At 69.1% G+C, this 17,994-nt stretch carries 19 protein-coding genes; 15 read left to right on the forward strand and 4 right to left on the reverse strand.

The genetic code is table 11. The features are described from left to right. Positions 1–65 precede the first annotated feature (65 nt). Positions 66–1,142 carry a porin gene (locus KR541_RS15455; RefSeq protein WP_011546370.1) on the reverse strand — a complete coding sequence of 359 codons (1,077 nt, stop codon included), beginning with the start codon at positions 1,140–1,142 and terminating at the stop codon, positions 66–68. A 345-nt stretch (positions 1,143–1,487) separates the two neighbouring features. Further along, positions 1,488–1,979 (reverse strand): peptide-binding protein, encoded by a 492-nt coding sequence (locus tag KR541_RS15460; protein WP_124557608.1) that lies wholly within the window; start codon positions 1,977–1,979, stop codon positions 1,488–1,490. A 345-nt stretch (positions 1,980–2,324) separates the two neighbouring features. Between KR541_RS15460 and KR541_RS15465 the strand changes: the two genes are divergently transcribed. The 6 genes from KR541_RS15465 (at position 2,325) to KR541_RS15490 (ending at position 9,343) form a co-directional block, all read left to right on the forward strand. Further along, positions 2,325–3,356, forward strand: coding sequence for a bile acid:sodium symporter family protein (locus KR541_RS15465; RefSeq protein WP_050014307.1), 1,032 nt, complete (start codon positions 2,325–2,327; stop codon positions 3,354–3,356). A gap of 193 nt (positions 3,357–3,549) precedes the next feature. Further along, positions 3,550–5,394 (forward strand): EAL domain-containing protein, encoded by a 1,845-nt coding sequence (locus tag KR541_RS15470; protein WP_089488880.1) that lies wholly within the window; start codon positions 3,550–3,552, stop codon positions 5,392–5,394. Between the two features lie 407 nt (positions 5,395–5,801). Beyond that, the gene (locus KR541_RS15475) at positions 5,802–6,821 is read left to right on the forward strand and encodes a LacI family DNA-binding transcriptional regulator (protein ID WP_050014304.1); all 1,020 of its coding nucleotides are present in this window, start codon (positions 5,802–5,804) and stop codon (positions 6,819–6,821) included. Then, positions 6,818–8,098, forward strand: a complete 1,281-nt coding sequence (locus tag KR541_RS15480; RefSeq protein WP_050014303.1) for an AGE family epimerase/isomerase — start codon at positions 6,818–6,820, stop codon at positions 8,096–8,098. The genes KR541_RS15475 and KR541_RS15480 overlap by 4 nt, the downstream gene beginning before the upstream one ends. Beyond that, complete coding sequence (locus KR541_RS15485) at positions 8,095–9,003, forward strand: carbohydrate kinase family protein (protein ID WP_050014302.1); 909 nt, start codon at positions 8,095–8,097, stop codon at positions 9,001–9,003. The genes KR541_RS15480 and KR541_RS15485 overlap by 4 nt, the downstream gene beginning before the upstream one ends. A gap of 118 nt (positions 9,004–9,121) precedes the next feature. Continuing rightward, positions 9,122–9,343, forward strand: a complete 222-nt coding sequence (locus KR541_RS15490) for a hypothetical protein (RefSeq protein ID WP_027785622.1) — start codon at positions 9,122–9,124, stop codon at positions 9,341–9,343. A 22-nt stretch (positions 9,344–9,365) separates the two neighbouring features. On the opposite strand, the gene KR541_RS15495 is transcribed toward KR541_RS15490, so the two are convergent. Both KR541_RS15495 and KR541_RS15500 read right to left on the reverse strand, forming a co-directional pair. Then, positions 9,366–9,560, reverse strand: coding sequence for a DUF2905 domain-containing protein (locus KR541_RS15495; RefSeq protein ID WP_021163761.1), 195 nt, complete (start codon positions 9,558–9,560; stop codon positions 9,366–9,368). Between the two features lie 12 nt (positions 9,561–9,572). Continuing rightward, positions 9,573–10,763 carry a class I SAM-dependent methyltransferase gene (locus tag KR541_RS15500; RefSeq protein WP_089488883.1) on the reverse strand — a complete coding sequence of 397 codons (1,191 nt, stop codon included), beginning with the start codon at positions 10,761–10,763 and terminating at the stop codon, positions 9,573–9,575. A gap of 13 nt (positions 10,764–10,776) precedes the next feature. Between KR541_RS15500 and KR541_RS15505 the strand changes: the two genes are divergently transcribed. The 9 genes from KR541_RS15505 to KR541_RS15545 all read left to right on the forward strand — a co-directional run bounded on the left by KR541_RS15505 (position 10,777) and on the right by KR541_RS15545 (position 17,951). Continuing rightward, the gene (locus KR541_RS15505; protein ID WP_089488884.1) at positions 10,777–11,520 is read left to right on the forward strand and encodes an SDR family oxidoreductase; all 744 of its coding nucleotides are present in this window, start codon (positions 10,777–10,779) and stop codon (positions 11,518–11,520) included. 75 nt (positions 11,521–11,595) lie between these two features. Next, a complete protein-coding gene (locus KR541_RS15510) occupies positions 11,596–12,000 on the forward strand; it encodes a dihydroneopterin aldolase (RefSeq protein ID WP_124593486.1) in 405 nt (134 codons plus the stop codon). Next, entirely contained in the window at positions 11,997–12,992 is a 996-nt protein-coding gene (ttcA, locus tag KR541_RS15515) for a tRNA 2-thiocytidine(32) synthetase TtcA (protein ID WP_204383447.1), read from the forward strand. The genes KR541_RS15510 and ttcA overlap by 4 nt, the downstream gene beginning before the upstream one ends. 136 nt (positions 12,993–13,128) lie before the next feature. After that, positions 13,129–14,490, forward strand: a complete 1,362-nt coding sequence (gene glmU, locus KR541_RS15520) for a bifunctional UDP-N-acetylglucosamine diphosphorylase/glucosamine-1-phosphate N-acetyltransferase GlmU (RefSeq protein WP_050014298.1) — start codon at positions 13,129–13,131, stop codon at positions 14,488–14,490. Positions 14,491–14,544: 54 nt separating this feature from the next. Further along, positions 14,545–16,362: a glutamine--fructose-6-phosphate transaminase (isomerizing) gene (gene glmS, locus KR541_RS15525; RefSeq protein ID WP_050014297.1), complete on the forward strand. Its 1,818-nt coding sequence runs from the start codon at positions 14,545–14,547 to the stop codon at positions 16,360–16,362. A 130-nt stretch (positions 16,363–16,492) separates the two neighbouring features. Beyond that, positions 16,493–16,858 carry a type II toxin-antitoxin system RelE/ParE family toxin gene (locus KR541_RS15530; RefSeq protein ID WP_011546384.1) on the forward strand — a complete coding sequence of 122 codons (366 nt, stop codon included), beginning with the start codon at positions 16,493–16,495 and terminating at the stop codon, positions 16,856–16,858. Continuing rightward, positions 16,851–17,171 (forward strand): helix-turn-helix domain-containing protein, encoded by a 321-nt coding sequence (locus KR541_RS15535; RefSeq protein ID WP_050014296.1) that lies wholly within the window; start codon positions 16,851–16,853, stop codon positions 17,169–17,171. The genes KR541_RS15530 and KR541_RS15535 overlap by 8 nt, the downstream gene beginning before the upstream one ends. Positions 17,172–17,241: 70 nt before the next feature. Then, entirely contained in the window at positions 17,242–17,733 is a 492-nt protein-coding gene (locus KR541_RS15540; protein WP_089488885.1) for a hypothetical protein, read from the forward strand. Next, on the forward strand, positions 17,733–17,951 hold the full coding sequence (locus KR541_RS15545) for a hypothetical protein (RefSeq protein ID WP_006477594.1): 219 nt from the start codon (positions 17,733–17,735) through the stop codon (positions 17,949–17,951). Before KR541_RS15540 ends, KR541_RS15545 begins: the two co-directional genes overlap by 1 nt. The last annotated feature ends 43 nt before the right edge of the window (positions 17,952–17,994 follow it).

A 17,994-nucleotide genomic window follows, 5' to 3' on the forward strand; every position in this document is an offset into this window, starting at 1 on the left:
GGGAAAACATGCAGCCGGCACGCGCAATTCGCGCGCGCGGCCGGCGCACCGGTCGCGCGCGTGCGTCAGAATTTCGCGCGAATGCCTGCGCCGAACGTGTTGCCGGTCGACAGGCCGCTGATGTGGTCGTTCATGTAGGCCGCGTAGACGTCGGTGCGCTTGGACAGCGGATAGTCGTAGCCGACGGCCCAGGTCTGGCGCGTCTGGTCGAGGCCGCCCGCGTCGCGCGAGTATGCATACGACGCCATCGCGTTGCCCACGCCGATCGGCACCGACACGCCGCCCTGCGCGGTGTTCACGTGCCAGCTGCCCGCGACCTGGTCGTTCTTCGTATACATGTACTGGCCGAACAGCTTCACGAGCTTCAGGTCGTAGGTCGCGCCGACCAGCGCGATGCCCTGGCTCTTCATGCCGGTCACGAGCGCGCTCAGGTCCTGCGGGCCGTTGTTGAAGTTCACGTACTGATACACGGCGGTCGCCGCGAACGGGCCGTTCGCGTAGTTGAACTGCGCGCTCCACTTCTTCGAGCGGTTGTCGCCGGCCTGGTTGCCAAGTGCGTACATCGCGCCGAAATTCAGCCCACCGAACGAAGGCGACGTGTATCCCACCGCGTTGTTCCAGCCCGAATCGCCGACGGCGCCCTGGTCGCTCGGATAGGTCGGGAACGTGCCGAGGCCGAGGAACACGTGGTACACCATCGGCGAGAAGGTGTACGAGTCGTAGAACGGGTTGAACAGGATCGTCGACAGGAACAGATGCGTCGTCAGGCGGCCTGCCGTCACCGTGCCGTACGGCGAGCTGATGCCGACGTACGCGTTGCGCGCGAAGAACGTGTCGCCCTGGAAGCGGCCGTACTGGCCGTTCTGCGCGCGGAAGAAGCTCTCCAGCGTGAAGATCGCCTTGTAGCCGTCGCCGAGATCCTCGGCGCCGTGCAGGCCCCAGTACGACGTCGACATCCCGCCGCCCGACACGTTCCACGCACGATCGCCGCCCGGGAACTTGGTGGCGCCGACCCATTCGTCAACCTGCCCGTAGAGCGAGACGCTCGACTGCGCATGGACGGGTGCGGCGGCCGCCACGCAGGCGGCTGCGGCGATCAGCTTGACGGACGTGCGCGACGCGCGACGGGCGAATGCTTTCATGGGATCTCCAGGTTTTGTCGGATAGTCGATAAGTGGCGCGAGCGTTGTTGTTTGGAGCCGAGTGCTTGCGTCGTATGGGGCGCAGCCATCTTTACGGATCATTCGTCCGGTCAAAATTGCGCACACTTATTGCGGGTATAGCGCCGGCATTAACTTCGCGGGATGTATCCATGGCCGGATGCACGGCGGCGGCCCGGCGCGAATGCGGTCGCACCGGCGGGCGGCGGCGCGGCATGCGCGTACCGGGCGCGAAAGATAGCGCAATGCGGCGGGAAAATCAGCGGAAATCTGCGCGCGACTGTGGCAAATTCGCATCAGCCGGCAAGGGGACGTGCGCGGGGGCGCTCAGTTTCGGTAGAACGGGGAGAAAGAAGGCGAGTGCGCAGGCTCTTCCTGCGAGCGGGGCGGCGGCATCGGGCGACCGCCGCGCTCCTCGTTGTAGCGGGCGACGTCGGCGCGGATCGAGCCGGCCCGCAGCGGGACGTTGCCGCCGCCCGGCGGGCGCGGCATCTGGCGGACCTCGGCGCTGATCGGCCGATACGGGCTTTGCGCGGCGTAATGGCCGTAGGACGGCGTCGGGCGCAGCCCCCAGCGGGAGCCGGCGCCGCTCACGCCGCCGGGACGCACGCCGGCGGGCGGCGCAACGCGACGCCAGACCGGACCGCCGCCGGGGCCGCCCGCCGGCCGAGCGTACGCGCGCATGTCGCCGCCGCCGAAGCCGTGGCCACCGAACCCGTGACCGCCATGGGGCGGCTGGGCCAGCGCGAGCGGCATCAGCAGCGCGCCGAGCACGCCTGCCACCCATCGTCCGATCTTCCGTTTCACCCGTTCCGTCATCGTTCCGTGCCCATCGACGCCCGCCGTCGGTTCCTTTCGGCCGACCCAAGGCTTTCAGCAGTAATTTATGAGCGGGCGGAAAGTGTGTCGAGCCAAAAAGTGTTATGTCGCCGGCATCGGTGTAACACCATGTTACTGCTAGGTTTTTTCGCTTCGGCACGCGATCGCGGCAGAACATTCTTCTGCGGTTTCGCGCGTGGCCGGGTCGACGCGGCGGCCCTCATTGCATGCAATCGATTCATCAATCGATTCGCACAATGAATTTGTTTGGTGAATCGCCAACCGGGACAATAACGCGATCCGCGCGCGCGACGCGCGCTTCGCCGTTTCCGAATCGAGTTCCCGATGGCCCGTCCCCGTTTTCTCCCCGACAACTTCACGCTCGCGCTCGTCGGCACCGTCGTGCTCGCGAGCCTGCTGCCCTGCCGCGGCCCGGCCGCCCATGCGTTCAACTGGGCAACCAACATCGCCGTCGGCCTGCTGTTTTTCCTGCACGGCGCGAAACTGTCGCGCGAAGCCGTGATCGCCGGCGCGACCCACTGGCGGCTGCACGCGGTCGTGCTGCTCAGCACGTTCGCGCTGTTCCCGCTGCTCGGCTTCGCGCTGAAACCGGTGCTGCAGCCGCTCGTCACGCCGACGCTGTATGCGGGCGTGCTGTTCCTGTGCACGCTGCCGTCGACGGTCCAGTCGTCGATCGCGTTCACGTCGATCGCGAAGGGCAACGTGCCGGCCGCCGTGTGCGCGGCATCGGCGTCGAGCCTGCTCGGGATCTTCGTCACGCCGGCGCTCGTCGGGCTGATGATCACGTCGCAGTCGGCCGCGACCGCGTCGCCGTGGAGCACGGTCGGCAGCATCGTGATGCAGCTGCTCGTACCGTTCATCGCCGGCCAGTTGCTGCGGCCCGCGATCGGCGGCTGGATCGACCGCAATCGCGGCGTGCTGCGCTTCGTCGACCAGGGCTCGATCCTGCTGGTCGTCTACGTCGCGTTCAGCGAGGCCGTCAACGAGGGGCTGTGGCACCAGATTCCGCCGCGCGCGCTCGGCGGCCTGCTGGTCGTCAACCTCGTGCTGCTCGCGATCGCGCTGCTGCTGACCGCGTTCGTCAGCAAGCGGCTCGGCTTCAACCGCGCCGACCGGATCACGATCATCTTCTGCGGATCGAAGAAGAGCCTCGCGGCCGGCGTGCCGATGGCGAAGGTGATCTTCTCGGCGAACGCGGTCGGCGCGATCGTGCTGCCGCTGATGCTGTTCCACCAGATCCAGCTGATGGCGTGCGCGGCGCTCGCGCAGCGCTGGGGCGCGCGCGACACGAGCGGCGAGCACGACGAAGGCGACACGGCAGCCAGGTCCGGCGCGCTGAGCGCGGGCAAGCGCTGACGCGCGCGGGGGGCGATGGCTGTCGCTGGCCGCCTTCCGCCTTCCGCCTTCCGCTTCCCGTTCCAGCCCCCCACCCCGATGCGCGTCCGGCTCGATGCACCGGCAACGCCCGTCGTGTCACGAAATCTTCATTCAATTCTCCGCGAGCGGTGCCGTTAAGCCGATCGTCCCGTCGATTCGGCTGCCCTCGCCCATGCCCGCGCCCTCCTCCGATTCCGCCGCCCCCCGCACCACGCGCCTGATCGCGGAGCGCGCGCTCGCCGCCGTGTTCCAGCCGATCGTCGACCTCGGATCGGGAACGGTCGTCGGTTACGAAGGGCTGATCCGCGGCCCGCGCGGCACCGACCTCGAGCCGCCCGCCGCGCTGTTCGCGCAGGCCGCGCGCGAAGGCGAAACCATCGCGCTCGAACGGGCCGCCGCGCTCACCTGCCTCGACGCGTTCGCGGCGCTCGGCTGCGACGGCAAGCTGTTCCTCAATTTCAGCGCGGGCACGATCCTCACGCTCGCCAGCGAACGCGAGCGCGCACGCCAGTTCCTCGGCCGCGCGCGGATCGGCGCCGAACGCATCGTGATCGAGCTCACCGAGCAGAACGCGATTCCCGATCTCGCGGACATCGGGCCGGCGGTCGCGACGCTGCGCGACGCCGGCATCCAGTTCGCGCTCGACGACTACGGCACCGCGAACGCGAGCATGAACCTGTGGCTGCGCCTGCACCCGGACGTCGTGAAGATCGACCGCTTCTTCATCCACGACATCGCGCGCGACCCGCTCAAGTTCGAGGCCGTGAAGGCGATGCAGCACTTCGCGCAGGCGAGCGGCGCGAAGCTGATCGCGGAAGGCATCGAGAACGAATGCGACCTGATCGTCGTGCGCGACATGGGCATCTGCTGCGTGCAGGGCTTCCTGCTCGGCCGGCCGCACGCGCAGCCGTCGCGGGTGGTCGCGCCGGCCGCGCGCGACGCGATCCGCGCGCCGCACATCGCGGTGTTTCCCGGCGTGACGCGCGCGGTGCGGCCGGCCGGCACGATCGCCGGGAAGATGCTCGTGCCCGCGCCGGCGCTGCCGCGCGACGCGACCAGCAACGACGTGCTCGACCTGTTCAACCGGATGCCCGACCTGCACGCGGTCGCGCTCGTCGAGCGCGGGCGGCCCGTCGCGCTCGTCAATCGCCGCGGCTTCATCGACCGTTTCGCGCTGCCGTATCACCGCGAGGTGTTCGGGAAAAAGCCGTGCCTGCAGTTCGCGAACGATGCGCCGCTGATGATCGACAACGCAACCACGTTCGAGCAGCTCGCGACGCTGCTCGCGCGTCACGACCAGCGCTATCTCGCGGACGGCTTCGTGATCACCGAACACGGCCGCTATGTCGGCCTCGGCACCGGCGAGAGCCTCGTGCGCACGGTGACCGAGATGCGCATCGAGGCCGCGCGCTACGCGAATCCGCTGACGTTCCTGCCCGGCAACATCCCGATCAGCGCGCACATCGACCGCCTGCTCCAGCGCGACGCCGGCTTTCACGCGTGCTACGTCGACCTGAACCAGTTCAAGCCGTTCAACGACCAGTACGGCTACTGGCAGGGCGACGAAGTGCTGAAGTTCGCCGCGACGGTGCTGGCCGGCGTGTGCGATCCGCAGCGCGACTTTCTGGGCCACGTCGGCGGCGACGATTTCCTCGTGCTGTTCCAGCGCGACGACTGGCGCGAGCGCGCCGCCGACGCGATCGCGCGCTTCAACGACGGCGCGCAGCTCTTCTATACGCAGGCCGACCGCCAGGCGGGCGGGCTGCGCGGCGAGGACCGCCACGGCAATCCGGCGTTCTTCGGGTTCGTGACGATGGCGATCGGCGCGGTCGGCGTGCCGGCCGGCGCGCACGGCGCAAAGCGCTACGGCAGCGACGAGATCGCGTCGGTCGCGGCGCTCGCGAAGCGGCGGGCGAAGCAGCAGCCGGACGGGCTCGCGGTCGTCGATCTCGATGCCGGCCGCGCCGCGCTGCGCGATCGCGGCGAACCGCCGGCCGTGGCGATCGGGGCGGGCTGAACGGCGGGCAGGCGTCGCGGGCGCACGGGAAACGCTCGCGCAACGTGCGGCGGCGCCGATGCCCGGCCGGCGCAAGGTTCAGCTGTTGCGCAACCGCGCCGTTGGTCGCAGGCTGCTGCCACGGCGCGGCGCGCCGTGACGCTCGCCTCGGCCCGTAGTCCGGGGGCCCCCGGCGGCCCCCGGCTGCCCCCGGCTACCCCTTTTCGGCGCGCCGTCGGCGCCGACCCACGCCCGCACACCCACCTTGCCTTTTTCTCGTTTTGTTTAGTATTTTTAGTAACGATGTTTTCGCAGATTAGCGCCTAAAAACCCGTTATTTGCGGGTATTCCCCGGTTATCCGGCCCGAATTCCGCGAGATTTTTTACTATACAATCGCTTCCACCCTAAACAAACCGGACCCCGAACGATGGGTACGACCATTCGCGACGTGGCGCGGGCGGCTGAGGTCTCGATCGGCACCGTCTCCCGCGCGCTGAAAAACCAGCCCGGCCTGTCCGAAGCCACGCGCGCGCGCATCGTCGAGATCGCGCGACAGCTCGGCTACGATCCCGCCCAGCTGCGGCCGCGCATCCGCCGGCTCACCTTCCTGCTGCACCGCCAGCACAACCGCTTTCCCGCGAGCCCGTTCTTCTCGCATGTGCTGCACGGCGTCGAGGACGCGTGCCGCGAGCGCGGCATCGTGCCGACGTTGCTCACGGTCGGCCCGAACGACGACGTGCTGCGCCAGATGCGCCCGCATGCGCCCGACGCGATCGCGGTCGCCGGCTTCATCGAGCCCGAGACGATCGAGGCGCTCGCCGCCACCGGCCGGCCGCTCGTGCTGATCGACCTGTGGGCGCCCGGCTTACGCTCGGTCAACATCGACAACGCGACGGGCGCGGCGCTCGCGATGCGCCACCTGCTCGCCACCGGCCGCTCGCGGATCGCCTTCATCGGCGGCTCGGCCGCGCACTACAGCATCGCGCAGCGTGCGATCGGCTACCGGCGCGCGTTCTTCGAAGCCGGGCGGCTGTTCGATCCCGCGTACGAAGTGACGATCGACGCGGGGCTCGACCCCGACACGGGTGCCTCGCGTGCGATGGAGCAACTGCTCGACGCGCCCGGCCCGCGCCCCGACGCCGTGTTCGCGTACAACGACGCGGCCGCGCTGGCCGCGCAGCGCGTGTGCATCGCGCGCGGCCTGCGGATTCCGGACGACATCGCGATCGTCGGCTTCGACGACATCCCGGCCGCCGCGCACGCGAACCCGCCGCTCACGACGCTCGCGGTCGACAAGGAAGCGCTCGGCCGCCGCGGCGTCGAACTGCTGCTCGCGGAATCGCCCGAGCGCACCGAGATCTCCCTGCCCGTCGAGCTGATCGTGCGGGCCAGCAGCCAGCCCGCCGGCTCCCCGGCATTCGATACCGCCACGGTCCAAGAATCATGAACATGCCCCCGGTCCACTCCCGCGCCGCCGCGCCGGCCAGCCACGCGCAAGCGGCACCGTTCGTCGCGAGCTTTCGCGACCCGTCGTTCCTGCTGTCGCACATCGAAGACACGCTGCGCTTCTACGCGACGAACGCATTCGACCCGACGGGCGGCTTCTACCATTACTTCCGCGACGACGGCAGCGTCTACAACCGCACGTCGCGCCACCTCGTCAGCACCTGCCGGTTCGTCTTCAACTACGCGATGGCGTACCGCCATTTCGGCGATCCGCGGCATCTCGACTACGCGCGCCACGGGCTGCGTTTCCTGCGCGACGCGCACTGGGACGACGCGCTGCAGGGCTACGACTGGGAACTCGACTGGCGCGACGGCGCGAAGCACGCGACGCTCGACGGCACGCGCCACTGCTACGGGCTCGCGTTCGTGCTGCTCGCGGCCGCGCACGCGACGATGGCCGGCATCGACGAAGCGCGGGCGCTGATCGCGTCGACCTACGAGCTCGCCGAGCACCGCTTCTGGGATGCGGCCGCGGGCCTGTACGCTGACGACGCGACGCCGAACTGGAACGTGTCGACGTATCGCGGCCAGAACGCGAACATGCATATGACGGAAGCGCTGCTCGCCGCGTACGAGGCGACCGGCCACCTGACGTACCTCGATCGCGCGGAAAAGGTCGCATCCCACATCACGCAGCGCCAGGCCGCGCTGTCGGGCGGGCTCGTGTGGGAGCACTACCATGCGGACTGGTCGATCGACTGGGACTACAACAAGGAAGACAGCTCGAACATCTTCCGTCCGTGGGGCTTCCAGCCCGGGCACCAGACCGAATGGGCGAAGCTGCTGCTGATCCTCGAGCGGCACCGTCCGCTCGACTGGCTCGCGCCGCGCGCGGCCGAGCTGTTCGACGCGGCGCTCACGCACGCGTGGGACACCGATCACGGCGGCCTCTGCTACGGCTTCGGCCCCGACTTCACGATCTGCGACCACAACAAGTATTTCTGGGTGCAGGCGGAAACCTTCGCGGCGGCCGCGATGCTCGGCGCGCGCACCGGCAGCGAGCGCTTCTGGGACTGGTACGACGAGATCTGGCGCTACAGCTGGGCGCATTTCGTCGATCACCGCTACGGCGCGTGGTACCGGATCCTCACCTGCGACAACCGCAAGTACAGCGACGAGAAGAGTCCGGCCGGCAAGACCGACTATCACACGATGGGCGCCTGCTACGACGTGCTCGCGACCCTCGCGCGCCGGCAACGCAGCGAGCCGACGCAATGAACGGCGCCACGTTTCCGGCTTTCGTGTCGGCGGGCGACATCCTGACCGACATGGTGCGCGCGGGCGACGCGCAGTGGACGTCGGTGCCGGGCGGCGCCGGCTGGAACGTCGCGCGCGCGGTCGCGCGGCTCGGCATACCGAGCGCGCTCGCCGGGTCGATCGGCGAAGACTGCTTCTCCGACGTGCTGTGGCGCACGAGCGAAGCGGCCGGGCTCGACCTGCGCTTCCTGCAGCGCGTCGCGCGGCCGCCGCTGCTCGCGATCGTCCACGAGACGCGGCCGCCCGCATACTTCTTCATCGGCGAAGCGAGCGCCGATCTCGCGTTCGATCCGGCGCGGCTGCCGGCCGGCTGGACCGAGCACGTGCAATGGGCGCATTTCGGCTGCATCAGCCTCGTGCGCGAACCGCTCGCGGGCACGCTGGCCGCACTCGCAGCCGACCTGCACGCACGCGGCGTGAAGATCAGCTTCGATCCGAACTACCGGAACCTGATGACGGCCGCGTTCCGGCCGACGCTGGAGAAGATGGCCGCGCTCGCCGACCTGATCAAGGTGTCCGACGAAGACCTGCGGCACCTCTTCGGCGGCGACGGCCCCGACGCGATCGCGGCGGTGCGCGCGCTGAACCCGCGGGCGGCCGTGCTCGTCACGCGCGGCGCGCAGGCGGCGACGCTCTACGCGGACGGCGACGTGCACGAGGCCAGCCCGCCGCGCGTCGAGGTGGCCGATACCGTCGGCGCGGGCGACGCGTCGATCGGCGGCCTGCTGTTCAGCCTGATGGCCGCGCCGCAGCGCGGCTGGCGCGAGCATCTCGCGTTCGCGCTCGCGGCCGGCGCCGCCGCGTGCCGGCACACCGGCGCGCACGCGCCGACGCTCGACGAGGTCGTCGCGCTGCTCGAAGGTTGAACAGGCGTTGAAGGGACGCGCAGGCAGGTGACCGGTCGCTGATCGGTCACCAATAAACCGCGTTCACCATGCTGCGCCGCAGTGCTACGATGAAGCGTCCTTTTTGCGGGAGAGCACGATGGACACGAACACGTTCACGAAAGGCATCTACACGGCCAAGGCGCATACCCAGCATGCGGGCAACGGGCAGTTCCAGGGTTACGTGATCCTCGCGCGCGACGACGGGGACGACACCGAGAACATGCGCTACGACGTCCACTCGACGAGCCCCAGCGAGGAAGAAGCGTTCGACGAGGCGAAGGCGCTCGCGCACCGGATCCTCGGCGAGATCGAGCTGTGACGCGCCCCTTTTTCGGCGCGGCTCAGAGCAGCCGCGCCACCATCGATACCAGCATCGTCAGCACCAGCGTCGACATGAACGGGAACGGGTAGCGCCGCCCGCCGAGCGTCAGCGTGACGTCGCCCGGCATCCGCCCGATCCCGAGCTTGCCGAGCCACGGCCAGCAGCGCGTCAGGATCATCACCGCGACGAACGTCGTCAATAGCCAGCGGAGCATGTCGGGTTCCAATCAAAGCGCGTGCGAGCGGTCGCCGCGCGCGAACGCGTCGAGCGTGCCGTCGATCCCGCGCGAAAACGCGATCACCTTGAACAACTCGCCCATCTCGGCTTCCGAGATCAGCTTCTGCACCGCGTTCGCGGCCGGCAGGAACGCACGGACGTCGGACGGATCGATCGCGGCCAGCGCGTCGGTGACGCCTGCGTTCAACAGGAAGCGCGCCTGCGACGTGTAGCCGAGCAGATCGGCGCCGGTCGCGACGCCCGCGTCGTAGATGCCGGTGAATTCGACGTGCGCGGTAATGTCCTGCAGGCCCGGGTACACGAACGGGTCGTCGTGCGCGTGGTGACGGTAGTGGCACATCAGCGTGCCGCGGTCGCGCTGCGGGTGGTAGTACTCGTGCGCGGGAAAACCGTAGTCGACCAGCAGCACCGCACCGCGCGCAAGCATCGTGCAGACGGTGCGCGTGAACGCGAGCGCGGCCTCGTGCGTTTCGGTCACGTAGCCGTCGCCGACGTCGAGCGTCGCGAGCACCGCCGGCAGGCCGGCGGCGCCGACCGGCCGGTCGGCGAACACGAACGCGTGCCGCGCGTCGAGCGCGACGCCGCGCTCGCGCCACGCGCCGTCCACCTTCGCGAAGAGGCGCACCGGCATCGCATCGAGCACCTCGTTGCCGACCACGACCCCGTCGAACCGCTCGGGCAGCGCGTCGAGCCAGCGCACCTTCGCGGTCAGCGCCGGCACCGCGGCTTCGATCGTGTCGCGCTGCCGTTCGCGCAGCTCGCCGGACAGGTCGACGATCAGGTATTCGTCGAGTTCGACGCCCGACGCATCGAGCGCCGCGAGCAGCCCGGCCGCGAGCTTGCCGGTGCCGGCGCCGAATTCCATCACGCGGCGCGTGCCGCTCACCGCGAGCGCTTCGGCGATGGGGTTCGCGAGCGTCTGCGCGAACAGCGGCGACAGCTCGGGCGCGGTGACGAAGTCGCTGCCATCGTCGGCGCGGCGCCCGAACTTGCGCGCGCCGCCGCTGTAATAACCGAGGCCCGGCGCATACAGCGCGCGTTCCATGAAGCGGTCGAACGGCAGCCAGCCGCCGGCCGCCGCGATCTCGTCGCGCAGTTGCGCGGCGAGGGTTTCGGACTGCGCGAGCGCGTCAGGGCCGGGAGCAGGTAAACTAGCGGGTTCGTGAGCTTTCGGGTTCATCCCGGCATTGTAAATGACCGTTTCAGCCGATACGTCGACCCCACGCGTGGTGCTCGTCACGGGCGCCGTGGGCAGCGCGGCGGACGCCGCGTCGATCGGCCGCGCGCTCGCGACGGGTTTCGCCCGCCGCGGCTGGGACGTCGCGCTGCAGCGCAGCCAACGCGCGCCGCGCGCGGCCGCCGACGCGCTCGTCGCCGAAGTCGCGGCGCTCGGCCGCCGCGGGGTCGTGCTCGACGCCGATCTGGCCGTGGAAGCCGATGCCGCGGGCCTCGTCGCCGCGTGCGGCGAAGCGCTCGACCGGCCCGCATGTGCGGTGTTCGTCAGCGCCAGCGCCGGCGCCGACGACGCGCACACGGTGGACGCTGCGTCGCTGGCTGCCGCGCTCGCGCGCAACGTGACGGCGCCGCTCGCGCTGGCCCGCGCGCTCGCCGACGCGACGCCCGACGCCGCGCGCAACGACGAAACGCTGCGCGCGTGCGCGATCCACGTACTGGATCAGGCCCTGTTTCATCCGGCGCCGGCGCAGCTGTCGCACGCGCTGATGCAGGCCGCGTTGAACCGCGCGACGTCGGCGCTCGCGCTGGCGCTCGCGCCGAAGGTGCGGGTCGCGGCGCTCGTGCGCGGCCACGCGCCGCACGCGGACGACATCGCGGCGGCCGCCTGCTATCTCGCGAGCGCGCCCGGCGTGACGGGCGCGACGCTGACCGTCGACGGCGGCGAGCACCTGGTGCCGCCGGCCGCCGGCCCGAATGAATGAACCGCGCGGGCGCGGCCTGACCGCCGCCGTCCGCGCCGCTTTGCGTGCGCGCACGCCAATTTGACTGGGACGACCATGTTTTCCGCTCTCCTGCACCCCCGCCTCGCGGATTGCCGCAGGCTCTACCTGCGCGACTACGAGGTGCACATCAACATCGGGGCCTTCGAACACGAGAAGCGCGGCGAGCAGCGCGTCGTCATCAACGTCGACCTGTTCGTGCCGCTTGCGCAGTCGACGCCCGTCGACGACCGGCTGCATGAAGTCGTCGACTACGACCTGATGAAGCAGAGCGTCGCGCAGAGCCTCGCGCGCGGCCACATTCACCTGCAGGAAACGCTGTGCGATTCGATCGCCGCGCACCTGCTGGCGCACGACGCCGTGCGCGCGGTACGCGTCCGTACCGAGAAACCGGACGCCTATCCGGACTGCGACGCCGTCGGCGTCGAAGTCTTTCGCATCAAGGACGAGGAGCGCGCATGAACGCCCCCCACATGAACGACACGGCGGCCGACGCCACGACCGCCGACACCGGCCGCCCCGCGCTGACGCGCCGCGAGCAGAAGGAAGCGTACGAGAACAACAAGCTGTTCAAGCGGATCGTGCGCCAGGTCGGCCAGGCGATCGGCGACTACAACATGATCGAGCAGGGCGACAAGGTGATGGTGTGCCTGTCGGGCGGCAAGGACAGCTACGCGATGCTCGACGTGCTGCTGCGCCTGCGCGAGCGCGCGCCGATCGACTTCGACATCGTCGCGGTGAACCTCGACCAGAAGCAGCCGGGCTTCCCCGAGCACGTGCTGCCCGAATACCTGAAGCAGGTCGGCGTGCCGTTCCACATCGAGAACCAGGACACCTACAGCATCGTCAAGCGGCTCGTGCCGGAAGGCAAGACAACCTGCTCGCTGTGCTCGCGGCTGCGCCGCGGGATCCTGTACCGCGTGGCCGGCGAGCTCGGCGCGACCAAGATCGCGCTCGGCCATCACCGCGACGACATCGTGCAGACGCTGCTGCTGAACATGTTCTACGGCGGCAAGCTGAAGGGAATGCCGCCGAAGCTGCAGTCGGACGACGGCAAGAACATCGTGATCCGCCCGCTCGCGTACGTGAAGGAAACCGATCTCGAGAAATACGCGGAGCTGCGCGAATTCCCGATCATCCCGTGCAATCTGTGCGGCAGCCAGCCGAACCTGAAGCGCGCGGAAATGAAGGCGCTGATCCGCGACTGGGACAAGCGCTTCCCGGGCCGCGTCGACAACATGTTCAACGCGCTCGCAAAGGTCGTGCCGTCGCATCTGATGGACACGACGCTGTACCCGTTCCAGTCGCTGCGCGCGACGGGCGAAGCCGACCCGCAAGGCGACATCGCGTTCGACGAGGAGCCGTGCGCATCGGGCGACGACGCGGCGGCGCCGGGCGCCGGCAAACCGATCGCGGCCCGACCGATCTCGATCGTCCAGTTCGACGACCTGTAAGCAGGGACCGAACACCCGCCGAAACCGGCGCCAACGGCGTCGTTTCGGCGGTGTCGCCGCGCCGCGACAGGCCCGGAGCGACAAGGGCCGCATGCTAAAATGGACGGCTTCGAACTCCCTGACCCAAGCGCGCGCCATGAATATCGTGATTTTGGCGGCAGGCACCGGCAAGCGCATGCGTTCCGCGCTGCCGAAAGTGCTTCACCCCCTGGCCGGCAGGCCGCTCCTCTCCCACGTCATCGACACCGCGCGCACGCTGCAGCCGTCCCGGCTCGTCGTCGTCGTCGGCCACGGCGCCGAGCAGGTCCAGGCGGCCGTCGCCGCGCCCGACGTCCAGTTCGCGGTGCAGGCCGAGCAGCTCGGCACCGGCCACGCGGTGCGCCAGGCGCTGCCGCTCCTCGATCCCGCGCAACCGACGCTCGTGCTGTACGGCGACGTGCCGCTCACGCGCGCGTCGACGCTGCGGCGTCTCGTCGACGCCGCGCACGACGGCCGCTACGGGATCCTGACCGTCACGCTCGACGACCCGACCGGTTACGGCCGCATCGTGCGCGACGCGGCCGGCTTCGTCACGCGCATCGTCGAGCAGAAGGATGCGTCGCCGGACGAGCTGCGGATCGCCGAGATCAACACCGGCATCATCGTCACGCCGACGGCCCAGCTGTCGATGTGGCTCGGCGCGCTGAAGAACGAAAACGCGCAAGGCGAGTACTACCTGACCGACGTCGTCGAACTCGCGATCGAGGCCGGCTTCGAGGTCGTCACGTCGCAGCCCGACGACGAGTGGGAAACGCTCGGCGTGAACAGCAAGGCGCAGCTCGCGGAACTCGAACGCATCCATCAGCGCAACGTCGCCGATGCGCTGCTCGTCGACGGCGTCACGCTCGCCGATCCGGCGCGCGTCGACGTGCGCGGCACGCTGCGCTGCGGCCGCGACGTGTCGATCGACGTGAACTGCGTGTTCGAAGGCAGCGTGACGCTCGCCGACGACGTGACGATCGGCGCGAACTGCGTGATCCGCAACGCATCGATCGGCGCGGGTACGCGCATCGACGCGTTCACGCACATCGACGGCGCCGTGCTGGGCGCGCACACCGTGATCGGCCCGTACGCGCGGCTGCGCCCGGGCGCGCAGCTCGCGGACGAAGCGCACGTCGGCAACTTCGTCGAGGTGAAGAACGCGGTGATCGGCCACGGCTCGAAGGCGAACCACCTCACGTACATCGGCGACGCCGACATCGGTGCGCGCGTGAACATCGGCGCCGGCACGATCACCTGCAACTACGACGGCGCGAACAAGTTCCGCACCGTGATCGAGGACGACGTGTTCGTCGGCTCCGACACGCAGCTGGTCGCGCCCGTGCGCGTCGGCCGCGGCGTGACGATCGCGGCCGGCACGACGATCTGGAAGGACGTCGCCGAAGGCGTCCTCGCGTTGAACGAGAAGACGCAGACCGCGAAGAGCGGCTACGTCCGCCCGGTCAAGAAAAAGAGCTGAACCATTTGCGGGCGCCCGCGAGGCGCCCGCTTCGACTGACAGGATTGACCATTCATGTGCGGCATTGTCGGCGCAGTTGCGCAGCGTAATATCGTTCCGGTGCTGATCGAAGGATTGCGGCGCCTCGAATACCGTGGCTACGACTCCTGCGGCGTCGCCGTGCTCGAACCGGGCGCGCCGAAGCGCGCGCGCAGCGTCGCGCGCGTCGCCGATCTCGATGCGCAGGTGCGCGACACGCATCTCGAAGGCACGACCGGCGTCGCGCACACGCGCTGGGCCACGCACGGCGCGCCCGTCACGCACAATGCGCACCCGATCTTCTCGTCGAACGCGCTCGCGCTCGTGCACAACGGCATCATCGAGAACTTCGAGACGCTGCGCGAAACGCTGCGCGCGAAGGGCTACGAATTCGTATCGCAGACCGACACCGAAGTAATCGCGCACCTCGTGCACAGCCTGTATCGCGGCAACCTGTTCGACGCGGTGCGCGAAGCCGTGCAGCAACTGCACGGCGCGTATGCGATCGCGGTGACGCACAAGGACCAGCCGCATACCGTCGTCGGCGCGCGCCAGGGTTCGCCGCTCGTCGTCGGTCACGGCGACGGCGAGAACTTCCTCGCGTCCGACGCGCTCGCGCTGGCCGGCAGCACCGACCGCTTCACGTTCCTCGAGGAAGGCGACGTGTGCGAGCTGTCGCTCGACGGCGTGACGATCGTCGATCGCCACGGCGCCACCGTGCAGCGTGAAACCCGTGTCGTCAGCGCATACGGCGGCGCGGTCGAGCTCGGGCCCTATCGCCACTTCATGCAGAAGGAAATCTTCGAGCAGCCGCGCGCGATCGGCGACACCGTGCCGCAAACCGACGCGTTCGACGCGACGCTGTTCGGCGACGCCGCGCCCGCCGCGTTCGCGGAGATCGACAGCCTGCTGATCCTCGCGTGCGGCACGAGCTACTACTCGGGCCTCACAGCGAAATACTGGCTCGAATCGATCGCGAAGATCCCGACCCAGGTCGAGATCGCCAGCGAATACCGCTACCGCGAGTCGGTGCCGAACCCGCGCCAGCTCGTGCTGGTGATCTCGCAATCGGGCGAGACGGCCGACACGCTCGCGGCACTCAAGCATGCGCAGTCGCTCGGCCACACGCATACGCTCGCGGTGTGCAACGTCGCGACGAGCGCGATGGTGCGCCTGACCGAGATGCAGTTCCTGACGCACGCGGGCACCGAGATCGGCGTCGCGTCGACGAAGGCGTTCACGACGCAGCTCGTCGCGCTGTTCGTGCTGGCCGCGACGCTCGGCAAGCTGCGCGGGCACGTCGACGCCGCGCAGGAAGCGCAATTCGTGAAGGAGCTGCGCCATCTGCCGGCCGCGCTGAACAGCGTGCTCGCGCTCGAGCCGCAGATCATCGCGTGGTCGGAGGAATTCGCGCGCAAGGAAAACGCGCTGTTCCTCGGCCGCGGGCTGCACTATCCGATCGCGCTCGAAGGCGCGCTGAAGCTGAAGGAAATCTCGTACATCCACGCCGAGGCCTATCCGGCCGGCGAACTGAAGCACGGGCCGCTCGCGCTCGTCACGGAAGCGATGCCGGTCGTCACGGTCGCGCCGAACGACACGCTGCTCGAGAAGCTGAAGTCGAACATGCAGGAAGTGCGCGCGCGCGGCGGCGAGCTGTACGTGTTCGCGGATGCGGACACGCAGATCGTCAACGACGACGGCCTGCACGTGATCCGGATGCCGGAGCACTACGGGCAACTGTCGCCGATCCTGCACGTCGTGCCGCTGCAACTGCTCGCGTATCACACCGCGTGCGCGCGCGGCACCGACGTCGACAAGCCGCGCAACCTCGCGAAATCGGTGACGGTGGAGTAATACCCGGCGACGGGATGGCCCCTCGCCGGGCCGTCCCGACCGCGTGCGGGCGCGAAGCAGGCCGTTTGGCCAGGTCGAAATATGTACCACGTAGTGGTATATAATCCTGTGCTAACTCGACCGGCTCGACATGTCTGCTTCCGTACGACGCGTCTTCAAGACGAAGTGGTTTCACAAGGCAGCCGGGAAAGCGGGAATCGCCGATGGCGAGCTCTGCCGCGCGGTGCGGGAACTGGCCCGCGGCCAGGGCGTCGATCTCGGCGGCAACGTGTGGAAGAAGCGTCTGGACGGCAATCGGCAGCGCGGAATCGTGCTGGGCAAGGTCGGGCACACGTGGGTGTTCGTGTTCCTGTTCGCGAAATGCGACCGCGACAACATCGACGCATGCGAACTGCGCGCGTTCAGAAAGCTCGCCGCGGACGTAGGTCGACACACCGACAGCGACATCGCGACGCTGGTCGCACTGAAAGAGCTTGTGGAGATTTGCAATGGCTAAGGGTCGATTCAAGAGCGACGCGACGGAGGCGGTCCACAGCGCCGCGTCGGGGCTGTATCGCGCCAACCTGATCGACAAGAAGACGATGCGGGAATACGACGATCTCTGCATCGAAGCTGCGCCGCAGTTCGATCCGGAAGCGATCGCCCGCATCCGCAAGTCGGTCAACGTCAGCCAGAGCGTGTTCGCGCTCTACCTGAACACGACGACATCGACGATCCGCCAATGGGAACAGGGTGACAAGCGGCCCAGCGGCATCGCCGCGCGCATGCTCCAGATCGTCGAGAAACACGGGCTCGAGGTGTTCTCCTGAGCCGGCTTCTCCGAATGCCCCTGCACGGCCCCGGCTGGACGCGCGCCGCAACGAATATGACGGAGAGACAATGGTAAGACTGTTTGGATGCGGATTGCTGGCGCTGATGTTCGCGTCGACGGGCTGGGCCGCCGAGCACTATGTCGAGGTCTGGAACCCGCCCGAGGCGCGGCACCCGGCGGCGCGTACGCCGGACGCCCGTACGCCGGACGCCCGTACGCCGGCCGCCCGTACGCCGGCCGCCCGCCCAGACGCCGGCGCGCGCACCGGCAAGCGCGCGGAGAAGCACGCGAGCGCCACGCCGAAAGCCGCTGCGAAAGCGCCCAAGCGCCGCGTCGCGCAGGCCGTGAAAGCCGGCTCGAACCGCCCGGCCGCGACCGACACCCCGGCCGCCCCGCGCCCCGTCGCGCACCCCGCGCCCGGGCGTCTCACGGTGATGCAGCCGGCCGCGCCGGACGCGACGCGCGCGCTCACCTTCTCCGACATCCCGCGTCAATACACGCCGGACGGCAACGTGCTGCAGGTCGGCACGCAAGGCCGCTCCGCGGAGGTGACTCGATAATGGAAGCGCAGACCTACCACGGCTACCAGATCTGGGGCCACGCGATCCTCCAGCAGGACGAGATCATGCAGCCCGAGCGCTTCGCGGCGAGCGGCACGATCACGCAGAACAACCGGCTCGTCGAGGCGTCGGGCGTGCTCGGCGTGTTCGACACCGAAGACGATGCGCGCGACGCAGGGCTCGAATGGGCGCGCGCGTGGATCGACAACCACAGCTGACCGGACGCAACCGCGCGCATCCACGGCGGCCGTCGCCGGAGCC

Source organism: Burkholderia sola, assembly GCF_905400185.1.
GTDB lineage: Bacteria > Pseudomonadota > Gammaproteobacteria > Burkholderiales > Burkholderiaceae > Burkholderia > Burkholderia sola.

Excerpts from the sequence above, each read along its gene's own strand:
- KR541_RS15455 (WP_011546370.1), bottom strand. The coding sequence starts at position 1,142 with ATGAAAGCATTCGCCCGTCGCGCGTCGCGCACGTCCGTCAAGCTGATC.
- KR541_RS15460 (WP_124557608.1), bottom strand. The coding sequence starts at position 1,979 with ATGACGGAACGGGTGAAACGGAAGATCGGACGATGGGTGGCAGGCGTG.
- KR541_RS15465 (WP_050014307.1), top strand. The coding sequence starts at position 2,325 with ATGGCCCGTCCCCGTTTTCTCCCCGACAACTTCACGCTCGCGCTCGTC.
- KR541_RS15470 (WP_089488880.1), top strand. The coding sequence starts at position 3,550 with ATGCCCGCGCCCTCCTCCGATTCCGCCGCCCCCCGCACCACGCGCCTG.
- KR541_RS15475 (WP_050014304.1), top strand. The coding sequence starts at position 5,802 with ATGGGTACGACCATTCGCGACGTGGCGCGGGCGGCTGAGGTCTCGATC.
- KR541_RS15480 (WP_050014303.1), top strand. The coding sequence starts at position 6,818 with ATGAACATGCCCCCGGTCCACTCCCGCGCCGCCGCGCCGGCCAGCCAC.
- KR541_RS15485 (WP_050014302.1), top strand. The coding sequence starts at position 8,095 with ATGAACGGCGCCACGTTTCCGGCTTTCGTGTCGGCGGGCGACATCCTG.
- KR541_RS15490 (WP_027785622.1), top strand. The coding sequence starts at position 9,122 with ATGGACACGAACACGTTCACGAAAGGCATCTACACGGCCAAGGCGCAT.
- KR541_RS15495 (WP_021163761.1), bottom strand. The coding sequence starts at position 9,560 with ATGCTCCGCTGGCTATTGACGACGTTCGTCGCGGTGATGATCCTGACG.
- KR541_RS15500 (WP_089488883.1), bottom strand. The coding sequence starts at position 10,763 with ATGAACCCGAAAGCTCACGAACCCGCTAGTTTACCTGCTCCCGGCCCT.
- KR541_RS15505 (WP_089488884.1), top strand. The coding sequence starts at position 10,777 with ATGACCGTTTCAGCCGATACGTCGACCCCACGCGTGGTGCTCGTCACG.
- KR541_RS15510 (WP_124593486.1), top strand. The coding sequence starts at position 11,596 with ATGTTTTCCGCTCTCCTGCACCCCCGCCTCGCGGATTGCCGCAGGCTC.
- ttcA (WP_204383447.1), top strand. The coding sequence starts at position 11,997 with ATGAACGCCCCCCACATGAACGACACGGCGGCCGACGCCACGACCGCC.
- glmU (WP_050014298.1), top strand. The coding sequence starts at position 13,129 with ATGAATATCGTGATTTTGGCGGCAGGCACCGGCAAGCGCATGCGTTCC.
- glmS (WP_050014297.1), top strand. The coding sequence starts at position 14,545 with ATGTGCGGCATTGTCGGCGCAGTTGCGCAGCGTAATATCGTTCCGGTG.
- KR541_RS15530 (WP_011546384.1), top strand. The coding sequence starts at position 16,493 with ATGTCTGCTTCCGTACGACGCGTCTTCAAGACGAAGTGGTTTCACAAG.
- KR541_RS15535 (WP_050014296.1), top strand. The coding sequence starts at position 16,851 with ATGGCTAAGGGTCGATTCAAGAGCGACGCGACGGAGGCGGTCCACAGC.
- KR541_RS15540 (WP_089488885.1), top strand. The coding sequence starts at position 17,242 with ATGGTAAGACTGTTTGGATGCGGATTGCTGGCGCTGATGTTCGCGTCG.
- KR541_RS15545 (WP_006477594.1), top strand. The coding sequence starts at position 17,733 with ATGGAAGCGCAGACCTACCACGGCTACCAGATCTGGGGCCACGCGATC.